Genomic DNA, 18,741 nt, shown 5'->3' on the forward strand with positions numbered 1-18,741 from the left:
AACTAGCGTTGGCACGGGTATAACTAGCGTTGGCACGAGCATAACTAGCGTTGGCACGAGTATAACTAGCGTTGGCAAGAGCATATCTAGCGATGGCACGAGCATATCTAGCGATGGCACGAGCATATCTAGCGATGGCTCGGGTATAACTAGCGTTGGCACGAGTATATCTAGCGTTGGCACGGATATAACTAGCTTTGGCACGAGCATATCTAGCATTGGCACGAGCATATCTAGCGTTGGCACGGGTATAACTAGCGTTGGTACGAGCATATCTAGCGATGGCACGGGTATAACAACCCTGCCAACTTACATATTCAGCTTCCGGGTTTTATTTTGAAAACGCATAAATAACAAAACAGATGCAGTTAATAGCCCAAGCGTTAAACCATACCAAATACCATTTACACCCAAACCAAAAGTAATCCCCAATAGGTAACCAACCGGAATCCCGATAACCCAATACGCTAAAAAAGTAATAAAAGTAGGCATGTTTACATCACCTATACCCCTTAAAACGCCCAAACCTACAACCTGTGTACCATCAAACAATTGAAAAAAGCCAGCTATAATTAACAATTGTGAGGCAATTTTAATTACGCCCAAATCATCAGTAATAATAAAAGGCAATAGTTGATTGGCAAAAATGAATATCAACGCAGTAACAGTCATAAATGCCAAAATAACATGATAGCTTGCAATTGCAGATCTACGAAGATCAACGAAGTTACTTTTACCGAAATTATTCCCGGTTTTAATTGTTGCTGCAGATGCAACACCACTAGCAATCATATACGTCATGGCGGCCAAGCTAATGGCAATTTGGTGTGCAGCTTGTTCTACAGCCCCAATGGTACCAATTAATACGGCAGCACCACTAAATGCACTAATCTCAAAAGAGTACTGCATGGCTACAGGCATGCCAATTTTTATAATTTTAAGTGCTCTAACCTTATCAATAAACGTAGCCTTAAAATTAACCAGGTATTTTTTAAAGTTTTGTGATCTTAACACGTAAATGGTCATTACAATAGCCATTAAAATACGATCAATTAAAGTACTTAAACCAACACCTTTAACACCCATTGGCGTAATACCAAACATACCCTTTACAAAAATAACCCCTAAAATTACATTTAGCATGTTGCCCCAAATGGATACAAACATGGCCTGTTTTGTAAAGCCTAAACCTTCAGCAAATTGCTTAAAGGTTTGAAAAATTAATAACGGTATAATAGAAATTGCAAGTAACCCCAAATAAGGTTTAGCATATTTTACTACGGCAGGTGTTTGATCCAGATGATCTATAATTAATAAAACACCAAAATGCACCAGTAAATAAAGTACAATACCAACTATTGCATTTATTATTAAGCTGTTTGATAGTAACTTGCCACACTCAGTATAGTTTTGTCGCCCGTTTTCTTGCGCAATTAAAGGTGTTAAGCCATAAGAAATGCCAAGCCCAATAACCAGTACAAGCATAAAAATGCTATTTACTAATGATACTGCTGCCAATTGTTCGGTATCTGTAAAGTGCCCAACAATAATACTATCAGCCATGTGCACCAATGTATGCCCAAGTTGAGAGCCTACAATAGGCAAAGCCAAATGAAGATTTTCTTTATAGTAGGATTTATATTTAGTGTAAAATGTAGATATACTCATGTAAATGTTGCTTCAAAAAATAAATAAATACTTTTATGCGCCAAGCCATTTAATACATAAAAAAGCTTTAGGTGCTGAAAAACCAAATGATAATGTAATGCTAGAAAAAATGAAAGTTATTGTGGTAAGGTATAACTTATAGATTCTTTGCTTTACTAAGAATGACGTATAAAAGAGTAATAATGACGCAAAAATCGGGTTTTTAAACCACAATAAAAAAGAATTTTATTTAACTGCTGTAAAAAACTCTTCCTTTTCTGTAGTATGTGATTTAATAACATTAGTTAAAATCAAATTAACCAGTACCTTTTGCGCTTTCCGGTAAGAGCTTCGCAACAGTTTACTAAACTCCTTTAAAGTAATTCTTTCGTTTTCTGCCAAATACTCCAGCAACTTCTTTTCATTATCAGAGTAAGAAATCATTACACCATTACTTTTTTGATCCTGCTTTAGTACTTCAAGAATAATGCGGCTTGCTAATACACTTTTATCATCAATGCGAATATAGGCCCACCATTTTTTTTGATCGTCAAGCGCATAATGTGGTTTAGTATCACTTTCGGGTATGTTGGCAACCAGCACCAATTTATTATCCACATAAACCTCTTCAAAATAAGGCTCCAAAGCTGGTTTACAAAACTGGTGGGCAGATTTTAAGATCATATACTTTTCTTCCTCTTCTGATTTTACCCCCTTAATTGTACCATCATCAGCAACGCCAATTAAAAGTTTACCCCCTTTATTATTAGCAAATGCAACCAGGCTTTTAGCTATTTTCTCATTATTGGTAATGGTTTTTTTAAAATCAAGCATTACACCTTCACCCTGTAAAATTAAACTCTTTATACCAGCCATAAATCATAAATTAATAAGCAACACGTGGCGTTTCGCCTTGGTGCAGGTTTCGGATATATACTTCGTTCATCACTGTAGCACACAACTCACCATCCTTATTGGTAATTTCCATAGGATAAGCCTTTACAAATTTGCCAACAGTTTTAAGGGCTTGTTCAGCATCAGCAATCATTTCATCAGTAATAGTAATGGTAAAGTATAACGTAGATCTACCAGGTTTTAAATACTGAATAGAAGCACTTTTTAACCAAACTCTAACTTTAAAACCACGCCGCTGCATTAATTGATCAAATAATAAAGCATAAAAAGGATCAGTTGCCGCATAAATTGTACCGCCAAAAATAGAACCGTTATAATTCTTGTTCCAAATACTTTTACTCAGCTTAACTGTGCAGCTCCTAAATTCGTTATCGAACTTTTTAACCCAAATGCGCTGAAAGAATAAGGGTGGATAGAAGCGCATTACCCACTTAAGGGTGTTTTGAGAAATGATCATAATAGCTAATATCAGAAAGTTTTGTCACCTTTTAAAGTTTTAGAGATGATGTTTAAGTAATATTTTAGTAAATTAGACTATGCATATTTACGATACAGTTACTGCGGCACTTGCCGACCTTGATAAGAGAGGTTATGAGTTAGATTTTAACCTGACATCAGAATGTTTAGAGTGTAAAGAAATAGATTTACGCTTAATGCCCGAAGAGTTTGAAATTGATGAGGTTTATCGTTTTGAAGGAATGACAGATCCAGCAGATAGTGCTGTTGTATACGCAATATCGTCAAATGTAGGCAACCTAAAAGGAGTTTTAGTAGATGCTTATGGTGTTTATGCAGAAAATGTTTCGCCAGAATTACTTAATAAATTAAAGGTTCATCACGATTAAAGAACGCTCCATCCAGAAAAAAAAATAAAACCAAATGATTATAAGGTTGTTGTGCTTATAGATAACAACAAAACCTATGAAAAGAATAATTTTAAGTCTTGCTTTTGCTGGTTCGTTAATGATAGCCACATCAGCATGCAATTCATCTAAAAATATGGCTGGTTCTTCAGACAGTACAACGATGGATACGACCAAAACGGCACCAATGGATACATCAAAAACAACTCCAATGGATACCACTAAAAAAATGCCTGATACAACGAAAAAAATGCCACCTATGTAGGCAGGAAAGTCCCGATGAAAATCGGGACTTTTTTATTTTAAATCTATTTTTTTTATTTGGACGAATTTGTACTTTCAGCAATTAAATCTTCAACCAAATAAATAATGGAATCCCAAACCACAAACAACCGTAATATTATCTTTTTAGTTATTGTAGCCGCACTAGGCTATTTTGTAGATATTTACGACCTTGTTTTATTCTCTGTAGTACGAGTAAAAAGCCTAACTGAAATAGGTGTTTCGGCGGCAGATTTAAAAGAAAACGGAATTTTTATCATCAACATGCAAATGTTCGGTTTACTTTTAGGTGGTTTACTTTGGGGTATTTTAGGCGATAAGCTTGGAAGAATAAAAGTACTTTTTGGTTCCATTTTACTCTACTCATTAGCCAATATTGCCAATGGTTTTGCTACTTCGGTAAATAATTATGCCGCTATTCGCTTTATTGCAGGCATTGGCTTAGCTGGCGAATTAGGCGCAGGTATTACCCTGGTTACCGAAACCATGGATAAAGAAAAACGCGGCTACGGCACCATGATTGTAGCAGGAGTGGGGCTTTTGGGTGCAGCTGCAGCAACTTTAATCTCCGAAAACTTTAGGTGGCAAACTTCATATTTTGTGGGCGGCAGTATGGGGTTGGTTTTACTTTTACTACGTGTTGGTACATTCGAATCTAACATGTTTAAAAGCGTTGTAAAATCCTCTGAGGTATCAAAAGGGAACTTTCTAATGCTTTTTAGTGATAAAAAAAGATTCTTAAAATATTTGTATTGTATTTTAATTGGCATTCCCTTATGGTTTGTAGTAGGCGTTCTGGTTACACTTTCACCTGAGTTTGGAAAAGAACTACATTCTACTGAGCTCTTAAATGCAGGTACAGGAATTATGTTTACCTATTTTGGAATTGCCATAGGCGATGTAGTTACCGGATTATTAGCTCAAGTACTTAAATCGAGAAGAAAGACTGTAATTATATTTCACCTTTTATCTGCAATTAGTGTAATTGTTTATTTAACCAGTTATGGTTTAAATGGGCAAACCTTCATTTACTTATGCTTATTTATGGGGTTCTCTGTAGGCTATTGGGCTACCTTTGTAACTATTGCAGCAGAACAATTTGGCACCAATATCCGCGCAACAGTAACCACCACAGCGCCCAATTTTGTACGTGGAGCACTTATTCCTATTAATTTCCTATTTGTTTTTCTGGCCAAAAAATACAGCAATATTACCGCAGGCTTTATTTTGATGGGCATTTTAACCATAATTGCAGTTTTTGCACTTAGCCAGCTTAAAGAAAGCTTTAATAAAGATTTAAATTATCTGGAAGAATAAAAGTGCCACCTTTTATAGAATGAATGATATTTTGTAGCAACAAAGTAATGTTCAACCTATATACTGTCAATAAATTGTACTATCTAAACTTAATTAAAAATTGCTAAATGAATAGCCTTAAATTTGTTTCTACAAAAGATCAGGAGCCATGTTTAAAGAAGAAGTAGCCGAAAGGTATCAGCAAATTCAGGATGAGATTTGCAGAGGATTAGAAATTGCAGATGGAAAGGGCAAATTTGAAGAAGAACTTTGGCAGCGTGAAGGTGGGGGCGGTGGTCGTACCCGAATTTTGCAAAATGGTAACATTATTGAAAAAGGTGGTGTAAATTTTTCTGCAGTTTACGGCAAACTACCCGAAGCTGTTAAAAAGGCTTTCAACGTTACTGAAGAAGATTTTTTTGCTACCGGAGTTTCTATCGTAATACATCCAAATCATCCTTTGGTACCCATAATTCACATGAATATCAGGTATTTTGAATTAAACGAAAATACACGTTGGTTTGGTGGTGGTATAGATTTAACACCGCATTATGTTTTTGAAAATGATGCACGTTTCTTTCATCACAAACTTAAAGATGCTTGTGACGAATTTAATCCAGACTTTTACCCGAAGTTTAAAACTCATGCCGATGATTATTTTTTCATCAAGCACCGTGAGGAAACCCGAGGTATAGGTGGTATTTTTTATGACAGATTAAAACCAGAAAACACCAGCCTCTCCTGGTCTGAAATATTAGATTTTTCTATTAACGTAGGCGAAACCTTTTTACCAATTTATACAGAACTGATTGATAGAAACCGTGAAAAAGAATTTACAGAGAAACAAAAAGAATGGCAATTTCATCGCCGAAGCCGTTATGTAGAGTTTAATCTGGTTTATGATTCTGGTACTAAATTTGGATTAGAAACCAACGGGCGAATAGAATCTATATTGATGAGTTTGCCACCTCAGGCAAATTGGGGTTATAATGTGCAGCCCGAAAAGGGATCTGAAGAAGATAAAACAATCCAACTACTTAAAAAAGGAATCAATTGGGTTTAAAATAAGGTTAAAGGCTGGCTTTTATAATGAAAGCCAGCCTTTAATTTGCCTGTCCTAAAATCATTTACCAAATCGTGAATTAATCTTGTCGGCTCAGGTATTCTATAATTTCCAATGCACTTTTTCATTATTTCCAAAGCCTGTTCTGAAGTAATTAAATGCCCCGCTGATATATAAACAGGCTCATTATTATCCTTCGTTCTTAATGCATAACCCAAAGTTTCTCCATGACTTTTTATTTGAGTAAAGCTATACTTTGATTTCTCAGGTAAATGATTATCTCCATATAAAATGCTTTTAGCACATCCAATTGTAGGTTGATTAGCTAAAACGCCAAAGTGGGATGCAACACCCATGCGGCGAGGATGTAGAATGCCATTTCCATCCAACACCAAAACATCAGGTTTAACAGGAATTAAATCCCAAACCTTTAACAATGCCGGTACTTCTTTAAAACCTAAATATCCAGGCTGGTAGGGGAAAGTCGTTTCATAAGTTTCAAGCGCATAAGATTGTACAATCATTTCTGGAAAGCTTAAAATCACGATTCCAGCATACATAGTTGAACTTCCTTTATCAAATGAAATGTCTGCACCAGCAATGGAATTAATCTTTTTTAATGGCTCGAAAACAAGTTTTTTAGCTAATTCGATTTGCAAAGTATCTGCCTGAGGGAAAGTAAAATGGTCGTACATGTTAATGTTATAACAAATAGCTTACAGTTTTAGTTCATTAATTATGGAAATTAAAATATTATCAATTATTTAAGATTAAATCCATTATATTTCTACATTCTTATATTTTCAACTTTTGCAATGAGCCAGCAGAACAATCAATTTCTAATGATGAATTATCATCAGTTTATCGAAAAAAAAGATTTTATAGATAGTGATAAATATGAGTCGATTTATGTATTTAACGATTCTACGTTAATTTTTCCAGTTTTAAATGGAGAAAATTTACCTACAAACGGTGTTGTTTTTGAAATACCGTCTTGGATTAATAAATTCAAAATGGTGAAATCAATTGCATTTATTGGATTATATATTTATGATATTCCAAATGAAATTTATACGCTAAGCCATTTAGAAGAGTTAACACTTTCCTTAGCTAGAAATAGTAATATTGATAAAGTTGCAGAAAAGATTGGCAGAATAAAAACGCTGAAAAGATTATTAATAAATGGATCCGCTCTTAGTTCAACAGAGTTCGAATTACTTAAAAGTAAGCTTCCTAGAATTAAGGTTAGCGATGGAATGGAAGACTTAAATTGATTTAAAATATGAAAAAATTTCCCATATTAACAACTGAAAGATTGATTCTCCGCCAATTAACAGATAGTGATATTCAGGAAATATTTCTTCTTCGTTCTGACCCTTTGATAAATAAATATCTTAATAGGCAGCCTAGTAATACTTTGGAAGATGCATTGAAATTTATTGATAGAATAAAAAATAATAATTTTTCTTATTGGGCAATTACACAGAAAGAAATTAAAGGACTTATAGGTACAATTTGTCTCTTTGACTTTTCTGAAGAAAATAAAAAATGTGAAATTGGATATGAACTTTTAACCGAATTTCAAGGAAAGGGTATTATGAGTGAGGCAGCAAAAAAAATAATTGAGTACTCAATTGAAACTATTGGTATAAAAACAATTGATGCTTATACACATAAGGACAACCAAAGTTCAAATAATCTTCTTACAAAACTCAAGTTTGAACATATTAGTAGTGATGATGAGAGAAATTCGAATTTAATTTTATACCGAAAGTATATTTAACTATGGTTACGTTGTTTGAAGCAAGTATTATGTCTTATAATTAATATTATGTTAAGTTGAAACGATAGACTTTCGTCTATGTCGATCAACAAAACTATTATTAATTATGAAAAAAACAACAAAGAAAGAAGCTTTCTTTAACATCCTACTCCGTTATCTACGTGAGAAAAATTCTACAGTAAAAACCATAAACAGCACGTATATAAGCGTAACAAGCGGTTTACTCGGTGGCTTAACATTTATTGCCGACAAATGTCGTGTTAAAGTTTTTAAGCAATTAACCAATCATGATTTTAAAAAGGTTAATATTTCGATTGACATAAGTGTCAATTATTCTATTGAAACATTGCTATACAAGCTTTTTAGATTTGAGTTTATAAGTGAAACTTCGTATTCTAAATTAGTTGCTAATCATGGCTAAGATTATTCAAGTTGCATTTAATGCAGTTTGCCAGGCAAAAAGAAATGCGGAGTTTGGTAGAGATACTTTTATAGATGGACGTACTTATTTGCAGGATTCTGCTATACGTACAATATTTAGGACTTATCCTATTCGTAATGTGGTTCAAATTGATTTCTCCGCTCCATACCTCAATTACACTGTTCATACAACTTGTAACAGATTGTTGCTGTTTAAGATTGATGAACTTGGATTGTTTGTCATAAAAACGATTCCGTTTTTCGGTGGCAATAATACCCCTTTTAAAAAACCTATTGTTTTATCTTCTAATGCTCAGAGTTCATGTCTTTAATTAAGAAAAAATATAAGCGTACAAAGAAACCTATTGAAGCTTATTCTTTAATGTTTGCTGGTCTTGGTTTTTTATCTCAAACCTCGTTTACATGGGCAAATGATAATGTTTTAAAATCTATTTTAAACGGTTCTCGTGATGTGGAGTTACGTTCTTAGCCTCCCCCATCGCCTTTTTATGGCTCTTATTGTTTATCCTTTAATTGCTTGTATTCTCTGCGTTTTATTATGGATTATGTTTTTAGTATTATTTATAATCTCATTTTTTTAAATGTCATCTAAGAAAATAGGCTTTAATGTTATTGTGAAAGTGGATAATACTAAATTTATAAAGTATAGAAACGTCACAAATTTTAACAGTATGATAAACTACCTCAACCAACATTTTGTTGGTTGGCGGTGGTTTAATTACTATTCACGTGTTAAACCTTACAATCAAATAGGCAGTTATTCGCCAAAATCGGGTTACTTAACGATTACTTAAATCTTTCGGCATCTCTTTTAAACCATTCATCATTTAAGCAAAAAGCTAATTCTTTTATGTCAATTTTCTCTAAAAAGCCACATGGTACTTTTTTAGGTAACGTGCTGCGCTCAATTTGCTGTGTATCAACAGGCTACAATGGTACTTTAAATATTTCTGTTTCTAAAAGTCGTAAAAATATTGAACTCGAAAATTTAAATAAAAGGTCATCCAATATAGATGATTTAGTGCGCTCGCAAAATCTCTTATAATACTATAGTAAATAATGGATTTATCAAGTATGCTACAATTCAAACTCCCTTAAAATAAGGCACTTGAATTTGGTTATCGGTCAGGTTTTGCGCCTTTCCCTGCCCTTCTTGTGTCTAATAATTCAAACATGATTCTAAAACAAAACTGCTTCATAATATCAAAATCAGAGTTAACCTGTGTGTTAAATGGCTCTTATGAGCATAAGCAAAAACGTGATTTAAAGCATAATTTATACCCTATCCCCACTGCTACGAGTGTTGAGTGGCATGGTTTCGATAATCCGAATTATACTACCGATATTTTAGAACGTGAAACAACTTTTATAGGTTCTTCCCTTCAAAGGGCTGCACGTCCTGAGTATGTATTTCAAAAGGAGAAAAAGCCTAAATCTGATAAAGAAATAGAGCACTCGTTAAGTAAGAAAAGTAAAACCAAAATAGTAAATAAGGTTACGGCTTGGACTCGTGCTAATAAAGCTAATAATCATAAAGGCTTATATAATTTTATTACTTGTACGCTTACATCGTCTCAGATTGGTACTGATAAAGATTTTACCAAAATGAAAAATGTTTTTTTTACCTATATGCGTAAATACTTTAACCTTAATAATTATTTGTACGTCTTAGAAAGGCAATCAAAAAATACTAATAATATTCATTCGCATACGATTGTAGATAGATGGGTACCTTATGAGCGTTTAAATCGTGTGTGGTGTAAAATCCTTTCCGATAATGGTTATACTTTTCCTTCCCATAATTATATAACGGGTGTTACGGAAATTGTTTCTGTAGCTGAAGCTATGAGGCGTTACGACAATAGTGGTGTTTATACGGGTTCGCAAACCTATTTAAATCCAAAAACTAATAGGTATGTTAAACCAACTCGAAACGTAAATAAACCTAACCCTGTAGACGTTGAAACGATTTATAATTTACAAAGTGTTTCTAAGTATGTAACAAAGTACATTACTAAAAATGACAGTAAAATATTTACAACTGTTTGGAATTGCTCTCAGTCTGTTAGTAGACTTTGGACGGGAGCAATTATATCTGCTAAAGAGCATTATGTATCCTTAAAAGAGCAAACAGATAAGATAATACCTCTGCACCTTGACAACGGCTATGTCATGTTTGTAAACTTGCTTAAATATTATACAAAAACGCAAGAAAAAATCTTTGCGATAAATAAGCAAATTATCTTATAAAATGGAGATTATAAAAAGTTTAAAAAATTCAACGAGTGTATCGGATTTACAAGTACAGAAAGCTATTTCCCACATTTTAATTACGAAAAAAGGAACATCAAACCCAATTAATGGTGAGCGTATTTCTGCGATCCTTAAAACCTCGAGAGGTTCAGAGCAGGTTGTTATTCCTTTGTCTAAAGTACGTGACATTGCAATTATTTCTCAATTTGAGAATGGTTACATGTTACAGCAATTACTTGCCGGTGGACTTGTTGAAAATGCTTTTATGTTAGAGTTGTCTACTGGCAATGCTTTACAGTTGATTGACAATGATTATTTGTCTGTTTCTCTTGAAGGTCTTGAAGAGGCTGCTGAATACGCTGTATTTGGTGTTGAAGTTTTAGAAGAGGCTCGTACTTATATTAAGTATCAGTCTAACCAGATTGTAGGTTCAGAACCTCAACAAAAGCAATTCTCATTAGGAGATAACAGCGTATCGTTATCTATCAAAAATAATGGGGCTTTAGCTAAACTCCGTTTGTTTGGTTACAATGGTAAAGAAGTTTCTTATACGCCAACTGAATTAGCTGCTATTGCTCGTGAGATTAATGGTATGACTATGGGTCCTGATATCTTGGTTGAAGGGGATTCTGTTAACCAAGCTTTCAGCGGTGGTGCTTCTGAGTTCTTTTGGTTGCCTACTACGGCTTATAAAGGCTTTGAGATTTCGACTAATGGCGTTATTGATTTGACTTTTGTAACGGTTAATAACTTTTCTTACTAAATAAAGGGGGGTATAAATGGGTTTATTCAGTAAAAAGCCAGGCGGTACTTTCTTTGGAAATTTATTGCGTGGTGTGGCTTCTAAGGCTTCGGGTGGTTTACTTGGTACAGGTGCTAACCGTATTGAATTAGGGCAGACAAAAACTAACGCTCAACTTGCTGCCGAATCTCAGCAATTAACCGATGAGATTACAAGGAAACAACAGGAATTGGCTTCTGCTGCTGCGAATGCTTTAAATAATTCTGCTGCCTTGAATGCTAATCCCTCGCTTGCTGCTTCCTCTGTTAATTGGGTGTATGTTATCATAGGTGTTTTAGGTGCTGGTCTAATCTTCTTTAAGGATAAGATATTTAATAAAAAGAAAGGCTTTTAATGGAGCGTGCTTATGAAAGCTTTGCTGAGTTATCAGATCAGGGAGGGGGTTATTCCTCTCCTGTTGGTACTCCCGATATGCCTCAACCTGCAACATATATGTTAAATACAAGTGATAATACAGCGGTTACCGCTCAGCCTTATAGTGTTGAATCTTTCAATGCTCCTGCGGATTCATTAGGATTAGAGGCTATGCCTGCATCTTTAATTGATTCCCCAATTACTTACTCTAAAAAAATGATAATTGCGGTTGTCGTGGTTGTGGTAATTGTAATAGGTTATTTTATTTATAAAAAATCAAAAAAGAATAAAAAGTTTTAAAAAATGGCAAAACAGAATAATAAACAAACGTTGCTAATTGTTGGCGGTGTTTTAGTGTCAGTTTTAGGTTTCCTTTTCTTTACGGATAAGGGTAAAGAACTTAAAACTAAGCTTGTAACAAAGTTTAAAACAACCTTTAAAGTTTAATGGCTAATCAACGTAATAACCGTTCTAATAATTCAAGGAATAATAACGGTAATAACAACAATCAGCCGACTAAAAAACATAGTGGTTGTAAATATACCCCAAATAGTAAAAACGGTACTCCTGTTACTACAGGGTGGAACTATTCTCGTAGAAACGGGCTTGTTACCTTCCTTTGTGTTACAACTAAAAATACTGAGGTTCACACGTCTAAGTCGGGTAAAGAATGGCTTAACGTTATGGTAAAGGTCAGTAAGAAAATGTGTAAGGACGAACTTGTTTCGGGTTTAATGGAACGTCACACGGGTAAGGTTATTGTAAAAGAATTAGGCATTGTTTTGAACCCAAAAGCCCCTAATGGCGGTTACTGCGGTCAATTCGGTAGCTAAAATATTGTTTTTTCATAGTTTAAGTTTGGTTTAAGTTTAAAGCCTCTTCTGTAAGATTAGAGGCTTTTTTTAAAAAAAAGCATCATGTTTAAAATTTTAAGTTTAACAAAAAAGGCTGTAAAATATACTAAGTTTCTTAGTCTTATAGCTGATACAGTAAAGTATTTTCACGATCAAGGTATTGAGCGTGGTCTGTTCTCTGAGCAAACAAACGAGGCTGTTTAATATGATTAGACAGTACTTGTTTACTTTGGCAAGTGTCAATACTACATTGGCAATATTTGGCAACACTGCCCCTATCGCTCAAATTGTTAATCAAAAGTTAGTAATCGATATTACAAATTTATTTATTACTGGTGTTATGGGTGCTGTTACTACGATTGGTATAGCTTGGGTTAAGGCGAAGTATCAGAAAAGGTCTAAGAAGGACGATTTATAAATAAAATTGTGAAAAATATAAAAAAGTTTATCGAATTAAACAGGGCTGATATCGTGTCTGCATGTGTGGGTACTGGCTTGTTTCCTTCGGTTTTAATGGGGCAACTTATACAAGAAAGTAGTGGCGATTATGGCGAGTATGGTTTGTCGGGTTTAGCTTATAAATATAATAACTATGCAGGTATTAAAGCTTGGGGTGGTTATACGGGTAAGCGTGTTAAATTGAAAACTGGCGAGCAAACAACTGGAGGTAAATCCTATACTGTTTACGCTGATTTTTGTTTTTTCGAAGACTTCAAAGATTTCTTAAAGTGGCGTACTGTATTTTTAAAGAAAAATCCTACTTATACCAAAAATCATGTTTTTACTGCTAAAACACCGTATGAGCAAATTGTTGCTTTAAAAAAGGCTGGTTATGCTACTGACGTTAATTACGTATCTCGTGTTTACACTCATATTACTGTTAATGGGTTAATGTCTTTAGACGTTGATTTAAAAAAAAAGTCTGAACCAAAGTTAGAGAATCCTATCAAGTCTACCTCTTGGTTTGGCAAGTTGTTAGAGGGTTTTTCTTTGACTATTGATACCGCAAAGGTTAAATAAAATGATAGATAATATAAAAAAACATGTTGGCAGATTTGGCAACGCTGTTGCTAATGTTAACCCTAATTTATTCCTTTATATAGCCGTTCTTTTGGTTGTTATTGTTTACTTCTGGAATAGAATTCTACAGATTTTTAAGCCTCTTCAAACGGCTGAAAACGAGGCTAAACAAGTTACAAATCAGAATAAGGTTTACTTATCTAATAAAAGCATTACTAACGACGGTTATTTTATAAATGGTTTAGGTGGTGTTACTAAGTATAGGATAACTAGTGCTAAACAAAATGCTGAGGATTTGGCAGCTTTATTAAATACGTATCGTGGTGCTAAATGGTATAGTACAACATTGTCTTTCTTTGGATTGGGTAGTATAACCCGAATTAAGTATATACTAAATCCGAATTACCCTGCTTCTTATCGTAGGTATGTGCAGGAAATTTATAGGACAGTTTACACTGATAATAGAAGTTTACAGACTGATGTAAGGAAAAACTTAACGGGTTTTGCGGGTTCTTCTGCTTGGAATGAAAATTTAACCAAGTACTTTATTAATTAAAACTATGAATGAATTAATTTTAAAATCTCATAAGCAAGGAACGTATTTAGATTATAGTGAGGCTTTTCCTATCTTTCTAGAGCCTGCAAAGTCTTTGTATCAAGTGTCTTTTGAAGGTTGGAATATACCTTATGAAGAGCCTGCCTCTGCTGTATCTATTTATCTCGATTTACTCGATAAGGATTATCGTAGGTCTTTAATATCTATTTTACCTACCGATTTTTACTCTTATTTTCCGTCTACCGTTGGTAATAAGGTTTATGGGGTAAAAGATATGCTTGGCGTACTCTATGATAATTATATGCGTAATTATGTTGCTAAGGATATAAATAGCCCTTTCGCATTTCCTTATCAGTTGTTGCGTAAGGTTGATTTGCTTGTTGATGTTGAGTTGCCTGACTTTATTGTTGAAACTTATCAAAGTCTTAAGTTTTGTGTTGTAATTCAGCGACCAAGGGTTGACATTGCTAATTCTTATGGCGATATTAATTTTCCTTCTTCGGGTGTTATAGGTGGTAATTTAGATTATGCTCACAAGTAATATGGGTACTATAACCACTATTGATTCACTTATGCGTAGGCATATAGGTAATTTAGGTCAAATTATACCCGATTCTACAAAAAGAACTTTTTCTTTAGATAGCTTAAAGTTACATTTTGGTGGTGCTGGTATGCAGGCTGTTTGCGTAAATTCTTTCTTTCTTGCCGACGAAAACGGGGCAGTTGTACAGAGTTTTGTTGATGGTTTACACGGTCTTTTTTTGCCTTCATATAATACCGATCTTGGTCGTTCTGATACTTTGTTTAGGTTAAATAGCGCTTTGTTTTATGCTAATAAATGCGAATCATTTAATACAGAGCCGCAAAAATTGTGGTTTAGTGTTATTGCTAATGACCTTATGTATTCCTATGCAAGCCCTTCCCCTTCGCTTACTCTATATGTTGTAACTACTGAATTTTATGAAAGGGAGAGGGTTTTTAATTCTGATAATGTAATTCAGAATGTTGATTTAAATTATGCACATAAATAAATTGTAAAATGTCAGTATATCCAATATTAAAAGTTAAAACGTTGCATTTGCCAAAAATTGGTGCTGTTACTTTTGATTTGTCTTTTCCAAATAACTTTTTAGTTGTTGGTTTAATTTGTCCCGAAATAGAACCTTCCATTGAGTTAGAGTTTAACAGGCAAAATTTAAAGCCTTACGAGTTAGCTTGTCAAAAGTTTGCTAATGCTGATTATGAGTATTCAAAATCAGATATTGAAGCCCCTAAAACCCGCACGTTTTATTTCCTCGATAAGGTTATTAATGCTACACATACGCCAAGTAATTTCGTTGTCGTTATAGTCTCTTATTTAGAATTTACTAATATTTAAAATCATGAAATTTAAAAGAATTTATACAGATGGTACAACCGATTTTGTTACCGCTGATACGCCTGAAAAGGCTAAAAACAAAAGTGTTAAGCGTAATAAAACTTTGAAGGCTTTACATATTATTGATATTGTAACGGGTGTAGTTTTGGCTGTATTACAGGTTTTTAAAGCGGTTAAAAACTAATTTTGTTTTTTGAAAAAAATATATAAATTAGATAAAAAATACACACTATGAAATTATTTAAAACGCCTTGGTTTTATGTCGGCATTATGTTTCTGATTTTAACCTTTACCACTACTTTTAATCGTTGGTTGGAGTATGTTGATTCTACTTTTTTTTCGCAAATTTTTAATTATAAGAATGATGCTAAGAGTAGTTTTATAAGTCTTATTCCTTGGCTTATTTTGCCTTTAATTGTTACTTATTTCATATCGAGGTATGTAATAAAGTGTGTCGTTGGTAAACGCTTGTACTAAAAAATAAAAAACTTAAAATCAAGTTATTAGCAAATGTTAATAACTTTTTTTATGAAATGTGGAAAAATAATTATTGATTTGTACAACAAAAACAAAGTTCTTTAAATTCAATGATTACCGATTTTAACAGGTTGCCCCTCTCCGATCAACTTAGAGTTGTTCGTGGTGCTAAATGTCAAAAGTCACTGATTGAGATTGTAGAAATGTTAACGAAAGTTAACCCTATAATTATGGTTAGGGCAAATAGACAAATTAAACTTATTACTAACGTTGATCTTCTGACTTAGATTTATTGTCTTGAACTTAACATAATGTGAGATTGGAACTACCAATTAATATTATGTTAAGTTGTATTTTAAGGCATCTACTCTTTTGCACGAAAACTGCCCGTTTATTTAAAATTCTTGAAGCTTTCTTTTTAGTTCTTGCACCTTATCTAATGCATTTTTACGCGTATAGATATCAATTAGCAATTGAACTGTTTTACGATCGTTTGGATTAATTTCATTTGCACGCTTTAAAGCAAATTGTGCACGGTTAATTAATGAATTATATTGAGAATTTTTATCAGAATCATTTTTCTTTAAAACATCATTAGCTGTATTAATGTAAGCCAAACCTAATTGATATAATGCATCAAAATAATTCTGATCTTTGGTGAGCGCTTTATCGTAAGCTAAAATTGCTGTAGGATTATTACCTTTTACTTGCTGTAAATAACCATAAAGGAAAAATAAAAGTTTGTTGCCTTTTTCAACCTTTAAATTATTCTCAATTAATGATTGTGCTTTATCATAATTTTCAGTGTCTAACAAAAGATTAATATAATCATTAGTTAAAAAATGATTAAATGGATTTACAACTAAGCCATCTTCTAAAGTTTTAATAGCGGTTTCGCTATCAAATTTCGCCACATACATTTCTGCCATTTTTTGGAAAACAGCTGGGTTCTTTATTCCATTATCTTTAGCTCTTTTAAAAAAGCTTAAAGATTCATCATAATTCTGGATATTTAATGCGCAAATAGCTGTGTTTAAAGCTAATGTTGTATCGGTAGGAAAATTATCACTTACTTCTTTTAAATCATCGAAAGCTTCTCTAAAATCGTTCTTAAAATAGGCCGCAGTACCCCTATCCTGCTTTTTGATTAAAATATTATGATGTGATGCTTTAATTAAACCAGCATTATCTTCGTATTTATCACGCTCTTTAGCTTGTTTTACTGCAGCTACTGCTAAATCATAATATCTTTCAGAATTTGCTGGATCTGTATCTATTAAGGAAGCATAAGATGTTAAATAGGATTTAATAGACCATGTTTCTGGCCAGTTCATTGTTTTCTTATCCTTTTCAGCAGATTCTGACGCTTTAAGTCCTTCAGTAATAATTGTTAATTGTTTTTTCTCATCTTCTTTATTAGCAATTGATGCCTGAAGTTTACCCACAGCATTTCTTGCAATAAGAATCTGACTTTTTTGAGCATTGGCATGGTAAGCAGAAAAGACTAAAATTGGAATCAATAATTTAAAACGACTTTGCATAAGAGAATAAAAATTAAGCAATGAGCACCTGACTAAAAGCGTAAAAATAATCAAAAAAAAAGAGTCCTAATAAAATCAGGACTCTTTTTTTAATATTGTGATGGATTACTGTTTTGATAATGCATCTAAACGTTTTTTAATGTCTTCATAATTTTTAGTATCATTTCTGAAGGCATAAATAGTTTTTAAGGTTTCTAAAGCGCCTTGATTTTTAGCATCAACATCTAAAGCTTTTTTGTAATATGGTACTGATTTATCTAATAAACCATTCATTTTAGCTGTTACGTCATTAAACTCCTTAACTTTTTTAGGATCAATTTTATTTCTATCGCCTTGTAATTTTAGGGCTTGAGTGAAATAGATATTTCCTAATAAAACCTGATAATTTGGATTGTTTGGCTCTTTAGTTGCCAAAGCGTTTAACATTTGCTCAGATTTCGCTGCATCACCTTTATCAATATAAATTTGAGTTTCGGTTTTGATAAAATCAGCACTTTCAGGATATTTTGCAGTAGCTTCTTTTAATAAAGCTAAACCTGCTACTGTATCTTTTTGCTTTTTCAAAGTAATATCAATTACTTCAGCATATAACTCTTTTGATTGAGGTGAATTTAAAGAAATCACCTTTTTAAATTGTTGTATTGCATTTGGATAATCTTCAATGTTTCTAGCAGCAATACCAGCATTTAAATACATAGAGGTATCAGTTGGATTGATTACTGTTGCTTGAACAAATTTTTGGTAAGCTGTTTTGTAATCTTTTTTGTTATAAGCTAAAACACCACCATTTCTAACAGCATTTGCAATATTAGTTTCTGCATTTGCGATATTATCTTTTTCAGCATTTTTAGTATCTAACTTTTTAGCTTCCGTAACAGCTTCCTGAGCTAATTTTAAATTAGCATCTGCATTTTCGATACTTGTAGTATCTAAAATAGCAATTGATGAAGTTAATAGCGCACGGTAAGACCATGCCTCAGGCATTACTTTTGATTTCTCGTCAGCAATAGCTTTATCAGTATGGGCAACGGCCTGTTTTAAAGATTCTAACTTTTTAGGTAAAGGTAAAGTTTGTCCCATTGCCTGGAAAATACCCCAGGCTTTTTTAGCCTCGGCAACTTCGCTTTTCTGCGCAAATGTTAAGGTGGCTGCACCTACAAACAATATACTAAGAATTACTTTTTTCATAATTAAGATTATACTTTTTTTTATAAAT

The 18,741-nt window shown here is 33.3% G+C and carries 29 protein-coding genes; 23 read left to right on the forward strand and 6 right to left on the reverse strand.

What is annotated here, in order from left to right; all coding sequences use genetic code 11:
• Positions 1-309 precede the first annotated feature (309 nt).
• From EHC72_RS12215 to EHC72_RS12225, 3 genes are all read right to left on the reverse strand, one after another.
• Complete coding sequence (locus EHC72_RS12215) at positions 310-1,668, reverse strand: MATE family efflux transporter (protein ID WP_131537982.1); 1,359 nt, start codon at positions 1,666-1,668, stop codon at positions 310-312.
• A gap of 225 nt (positions 1,669-1,893) precedes the next feature.
• Positions 1,894-2,523, reverse strand: a complete 630-nt coding sequence (locus EHC72_RS12220; protein ID WP_131537983.1) for an AlbA family DNA-binding domain-containing protein — start codon at positions 2,521-2,523, stop codon at positions 1,894-1,896.
• Positions 2,524-2,533: 10 nt separating this feature from the next.
• Positions 2,534-3,019 carry a DUF4442 domain-containing protein gene (locus EHC72_RS12225; RefSeq protein ID WP_131537984.1) on the reverse strand — a complete coding sequence of 162 codons (486 nt, stop codon included), beginning with the start codon at positions 3,017-3,019 and terminating at the stop codon, positions 2,534-2,536.
• Positions 3,020-3,098: 79 nt separating this feature from the next.
• On the opposite strand from EHC72_RS12225, the gene EHC72_RS12230 reads away from it, so the two are divergent.
• From EHC72_RS12230 to hemF, 4 genes are all read left to right on the forward strand, one after another.
• Entirely contained in the window at positions 3,099-3,407 is a 309-nt protein-coding gene (locus EHC72_RS12230; protein WP_131537985.1) for a phosphoribosylpyrophosphate synthetase, read from the forward strand.
• Between the two features lie 76 nt (positions 3,408-3,483).
• Complete coding sequence (locus tag EHC72_RS12235; protein WP_131537986.1) at positions 3,484-3,690, forward strand: coproporphyrinogen III oxidase; 207 nt, start codon at positions 3,484-3,486, stop codon at positions 3,688-3,690.
• A gap of 104 nt (positions 3,691-3,794) precedes the next feature.
• Complete coding sequence (locus tag EHC72_RS12240; RefSeq protein WP_131537987.1) at positions 3,795-5,024, forward strand: MFS transporter; 1,230 nt, start codon at positions 3,795-3,797, stop codon at positions 5,022-5,024.
• A 148-nt stretch (positions 5,025-5,172) separates the two neighbouring features.
• Positions 5,173-6,066, forward strand: coding sequence for an oxygen-dependent coproporphyrinogen oxidase (hemF, locus tag EHC72_RS12245; protein ID WP_131537988.1), 894 nt, complete (start codon positions 5,173-5,175; stop codon positions 6,064-6,066).
• Here the strand turns inward: hemF and EHC72_RS12250 are convergent.
• On the reverse strand, positions 6,063-6,761 hold the full coding sequence (locus EHC72_RS12250; protein WP_131537989.1) for an endonuclease V: 699 nt from the start codon (positions 6,759-6,761) through the stop codon (positions 6,063-6,065). The two genes, hemF and EHC72_RS12250, sit on opposite strands and share 4 nt — an antisense overlap.
• A gap of 120 nt (positions 6,762-6,881) precedes the next feature.
• Here EHC72_RS12250 and EHC72_RS12255 point away from each other — a divergent pair, with 120 nt between their 5' ends.
• The 19 genes from EHC72_RS12255 to EHC72_RS12335 all read left to right on the forward strand — a co-directional run bounded on the left by EHC72_RS12255 (position 6,882) and on the right by EHC72_RS12335 (position 15,691).
• Positions 6,882-7,340, forward strand: a complete 459-nt coding sequence (locus tag EHC72_RS12255) for a hypothetical protein (protein ID WP_131537990.1) — start codon at positions 6,882-6,884, stop codon at positions 7,338-7,340.
• Between the two features lie 8 nt (positions 7,341-7,348).
• Positions 7,349-7,849, forward strand: a complete 501-nt coding sequence (locus tag EHC72_RS12260; RefSeq protein ID WP_131537991.1) for a GNAT family N-acetyltransferase — start codon at positions 7,349-7,351, stop codon at positions 7,847-7,849.
• 106 nt (positions 7,850-7,955) lie between these two features.
• Positions 7,956-8,270: a hypothetical protein gene (locus EHC72_RS12265; RefSeq protein ID WP_131537992.1), complete on the forward strand. Its 315-nt coding sequence runs from the start codon at positions 7,956-7,958 to the stop codon at positions 8,268-8,270.
• Positions 8,263-8,601: a hypothetical protein gene (locus EHC72_RS12270; protein ID WP_131537993.1), complete on the forward strand. Its 339-nt coding sequence runs from the start codon at positions 8,263-8,265 to the stop codon at positions 8,599-8,601. Before EHC72_RS12265 ends, EHC72_RS12270 begins: the two co-directional genes overlap by 8 nt.
• Positions 8,592-8,759, forward strand: a complete 168-nt coding sequence (locus EHC72_RS22675) for a hypothetical protein (RefSeq protein WP_165585815.1) — start codon at positions 8,592-8,594, stop codon at positions 8,757-8,759. The genes EHC72_RS12270 and EHC72_RS22675 overlap by 10 nt, the downstream gene beginning before the upstream one ends.
• Before the next feature lie 381 nt (positions 8,760-9,140).
• Positions 9,141-9,335: a hypothetical protein gene (locus EHC72_RS12275; RefSeq protein WP_131537994.1), complete on the forward strand. Its 195-nt coding sequence runs from the start codon at positions 9,141-9,143 to the stop codon at positions 9,333-9,335.
• Positions 9,336-9,463: 128 nt separating this feature from the next.
• Positions 9,464-10,540, forward strand: coding sequence for a rolling circle replication-associated protein (locus EHC72_RS12280; protein ID WP_131537995.1), 1,077 nt, complete (start codon positions 9,464-9,466; stop codon positions 10,538-10,540).
• Position 10,541: 1 nt separating this feature from the next.
• Positions 10,542-11,306, forward strand: a complete 765-nt coding sequence (locus EHC72_RS12285; protein WP_131537996.1) for a hypothetical protein — start codon at positions 10,542-10,544, stop codon at positions 11,304-11,306.
• Positions 11,307-11,322: 16 nt separating this feature from the next.
• Positions 11,323-11,679, forward strand: coding sequence for a hypothetical protein (locus EHC72_RS12290; protein WP_131537997.1), 357 nt, complete (start codon positions 11,323-11,325; stop codon positions 11,677-11,679).
• Positions 11,679-11,999 carry a hypothetical protein gene (locus tag EHC72_RS12295; protein ID WP_131537998.1) on the forward strand — a complete coding sequence of 107 codons (321 nt, stop codon included), beginning with the start codon at positions 11,679-11,681 and terminating at the stop codon, positions 11,997-11,999. The genes EHC72_RS12290 and EHC72_RS12295 overlap by 1 nt, the downstream gene beginning before the upstream one ends.
• 3 nt (positions 12,000-12,002) lie before the next feature.
• The gene (locus EHC72_RS22680; protein WP_165585816.1) at positions 12,003-12,146 is read left to right on the forward strand and encodes a hypothetical protein; all 144 of its coding nucleotides are present in this window, start codon (positions 12,003-12,005) and stop codon (positions 12,144-12,146) included.
• A complete protein-coding gene (locus EHC72_RS12300) occupies positions 12,146-12,532 on the forward strand; it encodes a hypothetical protein (protein ID WP_131537999.1) in 387 nt (128 codons plus the stop codon). The genes EHC72_RS22680 and EHC72_RS12300 overlap by 1 nt, the downstream gene beginning before the upstream one ends.
• A 226-nt stretch (positions 12,533-12,758) precedes the next feature.
• Complete coding sequence (locus EHC72_RS12305) at positions 12,759-12,971, forward strand: hypothetical protein (RefSeq protein WP_131538000.1); 213 nt, start codon at positions 12,759-12,761, stop codon at positions 12,969-12,971.
• An 8-nt stretch (positions 12,972-12,979) separates the two neighbouring features.
• Positions 12,980-13,573 (forward strand): glucosaminidase domain-containing protein, encoded by a 594-nt coding sequence (locus EHC72_RS12310; protein ID WP_131538001.1) that lies wholly within the window; start codon positions 12,980-12,982, stop codon positions 13,571-13,573.
• A 1-nt stretch (position 13,574) separates the two neighbouring features.
• A complete protein-coding gene (locus tag EHC72_RS12315; protein WP_131538002.1) occupies positions 13,575-14,129 on the forward strand; it encodes a hypothetical protein in 555 nt (184 codons plus the stop codon).
• Positions 14,130-14,133: 4 nt separating this feature from the next.
• Positions 14,134-14,670 (forward strand): hypothetical protein, encoded by a 537-nt coding sequence (locus EHC72_RS12320; protein WP_131538003.1) that lies wholly within the window; start codon positions 14,134-14,136, stop codon positions 14,668-14,670.
• On the forward strand, positions 14,657-15,160 hold the full coding sequence (locus EHC72_RS12325; protein WP_131538004.1) for a hypothetical protein: 504 nt from the start codon (positions 14,657-14,659) through the stop codon (positions 15,158-15,160). The genes EHC72_RS12320 and EHC72_RS12325 overlap by 14 nt, the downstream gene beginning before the upstream one ends.
• An 8-nt stretch (positions 15,161-15,168) precedes the next feature.
• A complete protein-coding gene (locus EHC72_RS12330; RefSeq protein ID WP_131538005.1) occupies positions 15,169-15,507 on the forward strand; it encodes a hypothetical protein in 339 nt (112 codons plus the stop codon).
• Positions 15,508-15,511: 4 nt separating this feature from the next.
• Positions 15,512-15,691 (forward strand): hypothetical protein, encoded by a 180-nt coding sequence (locus tag EHC72_RS12335; RefSeq protein ID WP_131538006.1) that lies wholly within the window; start codon positions 15,512-15,514, stop codon positions 15,689-15,691.
• Positions 15,692-16,379: 688 nt separating this feature from the next.
• On the opposite strand, the gene EHC72_RS12340 is transcribed toward EHC72_RS12335, so the two are convergent.
• On the reverse strand, positions 16,380-17,525 hold the full coding sequence (locus EHC72_RS12340; RefSeq protein WP_131538007.1) for a tetratricopeptide repeat protein: 1,146 nt from the start codon (positions 17,523-17,525) through the stop codon (positions 16,380-16,382).
• A 105-nt stretch (positions 17,526-17,630) separates the two neighbouring features.
• Entirely contained in the window at positions 17,631-18,713 is a 1,083-nt protein-coding gene (locus EHC72_RS12345; RefSeq protein WP_131538008.1) for a tetratricopeptide repeat protein, read from the reverse strand.
• Positions 18,714-18,741 lie beyond the last annotated feature (28 nt).

It is taken from the genome of Pedobacter nototheniae (assembly GCF_004335085.1).
GTDB classification, from domain to species: domain Bacteria; phylum Bacteroidota; class Bacteroidia; order Sphingobacteriales; family Sphingobacteriaceae; genus Pedobacter; species Pedobacter nototheniae.